Raw genomic sequence first — 1,302 nt, 5'->3', positions numbered from 1 at the left:
TTTGTTTACTTAATGCTGCCCTCACAGACAGCACCACCGCTGATGGCTGCATTATTAATGAGTATAAGTGGCATTGCGTGGGGAATTTACAGTATTCGTGGCAAGGCGTGTGTGTCGCCGCTAAGAGCCACTGCCTTTAATTTTATTCGTAGTTTATTAGTGCTACCTATTTTAATTGTGGTGGGAATGAGCCAGCTTAAAAATATACGTATCGAAGGGGCGTTACTTGCAATAGCCTCAGGTGCCATCGCATCTGGCGTAGGGTACAGTATTTGGTATGTGGCTATGCCACTATTAAAGAGCACGCATGCAGCCATAGTGCAGTTATGCGTACCCGTTTTGGCGGCTATTGCAGGGGCAGTGTTTTTATCAGAGACATTAACTGTACAATTTATGCTCCCCAGCAGTATCATTTTACTAGCGGTATTAGTTTTTACTTTAAATAAAAAGACTAAAACTGTTTAACTGGTGGACTTACATTGATCACAAAGCGTTCATACAATGCAGGTAAGTGGGTTAAAATAGCGTCTTTACCTAATAAATCACTGTTTTTAATGCAGTCGTGCAACACTTCTGGCGTAAGGTGACGAATAAGCTGCGCTGATTGCGCTATGTGGCTAATATGCCAAAGCTCAGGAGCTACCCCGCCCAAGTCATACTGGTAAGGTCGATAAAATCCAAATTCTGCTAGATGAGTGTCTAGCCATTGGCTTAGTTTAGCAAAAGGCCCACCTTGCTGATATTCATTAGGGCTCAATTGCAAAACATAATCGTCACTCACTGCGCCTTTATCGTAAATATCTAAATCAGTCCCTAAATGATGGCGACTCGCCCCTGGTAGCGCAGAATAAAGCATAATGGCAATGCATTTATCAATATCACTGAGCGAATTAATATCAACGTGTTGCTGCGCTTTGTTTAATACCGGCCGCTTAGCGGAAAATTTAGCGTTCCAAATAGCTGATTGACGGTTAAAATCCCGAAAACTTGATGCAATACATAAATCAAAGCCTGCTGATGCAGCCGCAGTTTGCAGTGCAATAAAGTCATTTACAATATCGGCATGCAAAAAGTGATTTTGTATGGCAACTAAATGTGCATCACTTTGGCCAGTGATGCATTGTATGAGTTCTTTATTTGCAGTCATTAAGTTAACAGGTGCTCTAATATTTGTTCGTAAATATCGGCCAGCGCAATTAGGTCGTCGGTGCTAACACACTCGTCCACTTTATGAATAGTGGCATTACGTGGCCCTAATTCAATAACTTTAGCACCCGTTTGTGCGATAAAACGACCATCTGA

At 42.0% G+C, this 1,302-nt stretch carries 3 protein-coding genes; 1 reads left to right on the top strand and 2 read right to left on the bottom strand.

Going from position 1 to position 1,302, the window contains the following annotated elements:
* Positions 1 to 465, top strand: a 465-nt coding sequence (locus AC3WVG_RS11990; RefSeq protein ID WP_488798349.1) for an EamA family transporter, incomplete at its 5' end; no start/stop codon positions are given.
* Here AC3WVG_RS11990 and AC3WVG_RS11985 read toward each other — a convergent pair.
* Both AC3WVG_RS11985 and AC3WVG_RS11980 read right to left on the bottom strand, forming a co-directional pair.
* A complete protein-coding gene (locus AC3WVG_RS11985; protein ID WP_488798348.1) occupies positions 452 to 1,147 on the bottom strand; it encodes a M15 family metallopeptidase in 696 nt (231 codons plus the stop codon). The genes AC3WVG_RS11990 and AC3WVG_RS11985 overlap by 14 nt on opposite strands.
* A partial coding sequence (locus tag AC3WVG_RS11980) for a M20/M25/M40 family metallo-hydrolase (RefSeq protein ID WP_488798350.1) occupies positions 1,147 to 1,302 on the bottom strand: 156 nt, incomplete at its 5' end. The genes AC3WVG_RS11985 and AC3WVG_RS11980, both read right to left, overlap by 1 nt.

It is taken from the genome of Desulfovulcanus sp., assembly GCF_982781345.1.
Note: the sequence above shows the minus strand (reverse complement) of the source record. Positions and strands in the feature narration are given on the sequence as shown.

Coding starts and splice junctions, on each gene's coding strand:
- AC3WVG_RS11985 (WP_488798348.1), bottom strand. CDS start 1,147: ATGACTGCAAATAAAGAACTCATACAATGCATCACTGGCCAAAGTGAT.